At 67.2% G+C, this 4295-nt stretch carries 3 protein-coding genes; 1 reads left to right on the forward strand and 2 read right to left on the reverse strand.

Going from position 1 to position 4295, the window contains the following annotated elements; genetic code table 11:
• Positions 1-128: 128 nt before the first annotated feature.
• Entirely contained in the window at positions 129-1079 is a 951-nt protein-coding gene (locus tag ABZ749_RS30495; protein WP_112583765.1) for a malate dehydrogenase, read from the reverse strand.
• Positions 1080-1205: 126 nt separating this feature from the next.
• The gene (locus ABZ749_RS30500) at positions 1206-2066 is read right to left on the reverse strand and encodes a bifunctional methylenetetrahydrofolate dehydrogenase/methenyltetrahydrofolate cyclohydrolase (RefSeq protein WP_088950132.1); all 861 of its coding nucleotides are present in this window, start codon (positions 2064-2066) and stop codon (positions 1206-1208) included.
• Between the two features lie 484 nt (positions 2067-2550).
• Between ABZ749_RS30500 and ABZ749_RS30505 the strand changes: the two genes are divergently transcribed.
• Positions 2551-4152: an ABC transporter substrate-binding protein gene (locus tag ABZ749_RS30505; protein WP_357233820.1), complete on the forward strand. Its 1602-nt coding sequence runs from the start codon at positions 2551-2553 to the stop codon at positions 4150-4152.
• Positions 4153-4295 lie beyond the last annotated feature (143 nt).

The following is a 4295-nucleotide window of genomic DNA, read 5'->3' on the forward strand; positions in this document are numbered from 1 at the left end:
CCAAACCCCACCACCCCCTCTCACACTTCTTTTTTTTTGGTGTTTTTTTTTTACTGTTGTGCGCCCTGCGGCTCGGGCCCCCCCCCCACCCCCCCCGCGCCCTTCGCTGATGCTGTGGTTCGGGGGAACTACATGCTGGAGATGTCGCCCTGCTTGGCGCGGACGGCTTCGGCAGCCTCCAGGAGGCTGGCGCGCTCGTCGGCGTCCAGGTCGGTCTCGACGACCCGCTTGACGCCCTCGGCGCCGATCTCGGCCTCGACACCCAGGTAGACACCGGAGATGCCGTACTCGCCGTCGACCCAGGCGCAGACCGGCATGACCTCGCCGGAGTCCTCCGCGACAGCCTTCGCCATCCGCGCTGCGGCGGCGGACGGGGCGTAGTAGGCCGAACCGGTCTTGAGCAGCGCGACCACCTCGGCGCCACCGTTGCGGGTCTTGACGACCAGCTCCTCGATCTGCTCGGCCGGCATGGCGTCGCGCAGCGGCTTGCCGTTGACGGTGCTCTTCGACGGCACCGGGACCATGGTGTCACCGTGCGAGCCCAGGGTCAGGGTGCGTACCGAGGCCACCGGCACGTTCAGCGCCTCGGCGACGAAGTTGCTGAACCGGGCGGTGTCGAGCATGCCGGCCTGGCCGAGCACCCGGTTCTTCGGGAACTGGGTGGCGAGCTGGGCCAGCGCGGTCATCTCGTCCAGCGGGTTGGAGACCACGATGACGACGGCGTTCGGGGCGTACTTGGCGACGTTCTCGGCGACCTGGCGGACGATCTTGGCGTTGGTCTCCAGCAGGTCCATCCGGCTCATGCCGGGCTTGCGCGGCAGACCAGCGGTGATCACGACGACGTCGGAGCCCTCGATGCTCTCGTAGCCCTCACCGTTGGGGCCGGTGGTCACGCCGACCACCTTGGTCTCGAAGCCCTCGATGGCCCGGGACTGGTTGAGGTCGAGCGCGAGGCCCGCGGGCTTGCCCTCCACGATGTCGGTGATCACTACGGTGTCGAAGACGTCGTACTCGGCCAGGCGCTGTGCGGTGGTGGAGCCGTAGAAGCCAGCCCCGACGACAGTGACCTTCTTACCCATGGTCGTCCCACTCCCTGATACCAGTCGGTTTTCCGGACCGTATCAGTCATCCTGGCACCGAACAGGGCAGGGGCGGCGGCCGTCGCCGGGATGGGTCGAACGTCACCGGCGTCGCCGGCGTCCGGTTCAGCCGCGCTCGGCGCGCTCGACGACGTTGGTGAGCAGCATGGCCCGGGTCATCGGGCCCACGCCGCCGGGCATGGGGACCAGCGCGCCGGCCGTCTCGGCCACCTCCGGGTCCACGTCGCCGGTGTAGCGGCCCTTGCCGTCCGCTCCGATGACGCGGGTGATGCCGACGTCCACCACCACCGCGCCCGGGTTGATCATGTCGGCGGTGAGCAGACCCGGTACGCCGGCCGCGACGATGACGATGTCGGCGGCCCGGGTGTGCGAGGCGAGGTCGAGGGTGCCGGTGTGGCAGAGGGTGACAGTGGCGTTCTCGCTGCGCCTGGTGAGCAGCAGGCCGAGCGGTCGGCCAACCGTGTTGCCGCGACCGACCACCGCGACGGTGGCTCCGCGCAGCGCCACGTCGTGCCGGCGGAGCAGCTCGACGATGCCGCGCGGCGTGCACGGCAGCGGACCGTCGTAGCCGAGCACGAGCCGACCCAGGTTGACCGGGTGCAGGCCGTCGGCGTCCTTGTCCGGGTCGATCAACTCCAGCACCCGCTGGGTGTCGAGGTGGGCCGGCAGCGGCAGCTGGACGATGTAGCCGTGGCACGCCGGGTCGGCGTTCAGCTCGGCCAGTACGTCGTCGACCTGCTGTTGGGTGGCGTCGGCCGGCAGTTCGCGGCGGATCGAGGCGATGCCCACCTCGGCGCAGTCGCGGTGCTTGCCGTTGACGTACGCCTGACTGCCCGGATCCGCCCCGACCAGGACCGTGCCGAGCCCGGGGGTGATGCCGCGTTCCGCCAGTGCCTTCACCCGGATGCGCAGCTCGTCCTTGATCTCCGCTGCGGTTGCCTTGCCGTCCAGAAGCGTCGCCGTCACGACCAGATCGTCTCACGGCCACCGCCCGCGGATCAGACGACCTCGCTCCGGGCCGTCCGCCGCCCACTGCGGTGGGGCGGCCATCGGACGGGCCGGGTCGCGTCGGAGTGACTGCCACTGGAGTAACCCTGCGTGAGGTGTTGCTAGTCACTTTCAGTGACAATCTGTGGATTCGATCACTGTCGAACCAGACAGGGCGGGCCTGATCCACGGAGATGGGACGGCCGCCCCAGGCGGCGTCGACCTGACCGGGAGGGTTCGAACGCAACGTCAAACGTCGGGATTTCAGCAGGCCAACGTCAGTGAGTCCGATTTGGGGTAGCAGATTCACTCGCCTTCGACAACTGAATCAACCCCGGACCGTTACCCACCCGCAACCGCGTCGTTGTCGAAGGCCCGTCACCGACCTACCGTTACCGCTTGTTGCGCAGCGTAAACCCAGCGTCGGGCCTGACTGCGCAGCGTGAGGAGATGAGGAGGCTCAATGCGAGTTCGTAGACTCGCCGCCTGGACCGCCCTCCCGCTCGCGGTGACGCTGGGCCTCGCGGCCTGCGGCAGCGGCGGAGACGGTGGATCCGGTGGCAGCGACAGTTCGGTGGTCAGCATCCAGATCGCCGAGCCGAAGCACCTGGTTCCCACAAACACCACCGAGACGTCCGGGTCGCAGGTGATCGCCGGCCTGTTCAGCCCGCTCGTCGACTACGACGCCCAGAACAAGCCGTACGAGGTCGCCGCTCAGTCGATCACCTCGTCCGACAACAAGGTCTGGACGATCAAGATCAAGGACGGCTTCACCTTCCACAACGGTGAGAAGGTCACGTCCCAGAACTACATCGACGCCTGGAACTACGGCGCGTACGCCCCGAACGGTCAGGACACCAACCCCTTCTTCGAGAAGATCGCTGGTTACGCCGACCTGCAGGGCAAGGCGCCGAAGGCCAAGGAGATGTCCGGCCTGAAGAAGGTCGACGACCTCACCTTCACCGCGACGCTCTCCGAGCCGTACATCGACTTCAAGACGACGCTCGGCTACAACGCGTTCTTCCCGATGCCGGACGCCGCGTTCTCGGCTCCGGGCGTGCTCAAGGACTCCTACGAGCAGGCGCCGATCGGGCAGGGCCCCTTCAAGATGAAGGGCACCTGGCAGCACGACAGCAAGATCGACGTCGAGCGCTACGACGCGTACCCGGGCGAGAAGCCCAAGGTCAAGAACATCGAGTTCCGGATCTACCAGCAGCTCACCGCGGCCTACGCGGACGTCCTGGCGGACAACCTGGACGTGCTGCCCACGATCCCGACCGAGAGCCTGAGCACCGCGCCGAGCGACCTGGGTGACCGGTACAAGACCAGCCCGATGTCGTCGTTCCAGTTCCTCGCGTTCCCGACGTTCGACAAGGACTACAGCAAGCCGGACGTGCGCAAGGCCATCTCGATGGCGATCGACCGTGACGAGATCACCAAGTCGGTCTTCAAGGGTTCGCAGACGTCGGCGCGCTCCTTCGTCTCGCCGGTCCTGCCGGGCTACCGGGAGGACACCGCGGGCGAGGCCGCCCAGTTCAACCCGACCGAGGCCAAGAAGCTCTACCAGGCCGCCGGCGGTCCGTCGAAGATCGTCATCTCGTACAACGGCGACGGCGGGCACAAGGACTGGGTCGACGCCACGGTCAACCAGCTCAAGACCAACCTGGGCGTGGACGCGGTCGGCTCGGTCGAGCCGAAGTTCGCCGACCTGCTGACCAAGGTCGAGAAGAAGACGCCGGTGGGTGCGTTCCGGATGGGTTGGGTCATGGACTACCCGACCATGGAGGACTACCTCGGCCCGCTGTACAGCACGAACGGCTCGTCGAACTACTACGGCTACAGCAACCCGGAGTTCGACAAGCTGGTCAAGGAGGGTTCCGCCGCCAAGACGCAGGACGAGGCGATCGCCAAGTACCAGCAGGCGGAGGACATCCTGGCCAAGGACATGCCGGTGATCCCGCTCCGCTTCGGCGAGAACGTGTTCGGCCACTCGTCCAAGGTCAAGAACGTGGAGATGGACCTGTTCCAGCGGGTCAACCTCGTCAAGATCGAAGCAGCCAGCTGAGCTGACCATGGTGCGGCGGAGACAAGGGCGAGGGCGGTGGCCAGCGCGGCCGTAGCGACCGTACGGGTCAGCCTTCTCATCAGTGCACCATGTCCTTTCCGACCGGGCCCGTCACGACAACCCCCTCCGGTGGCCTGCCGGCC

Source organism: Micromonospora sp. NPDC047753, from assembly GCF_040642735.1.
Lineage (GTDB): Bacteria > Actinomycetota > Actinomycetes > Mycobacteriales > Micromonosporaceae > Micromonospora.

What these genes read in the sequence shown, in the direction of transcription:
- ABZ749_RS30495 (WP_112583765.1), bottom strand. Translation starts at nt 1,079, where the DNA reads ATGGGTAAGAAGGTCACTGTCGTCGGGGCTGGCTTCTACGGCTCCACC.
- ABZ749_RS30505 (WP_357233820.1), top strand. Translation starts at nt 2,551, where the DNA reads ATGCGAGTTCGTAGACTCGCCGCCTGGACCGCCCTCCCGCTCGCGGTG.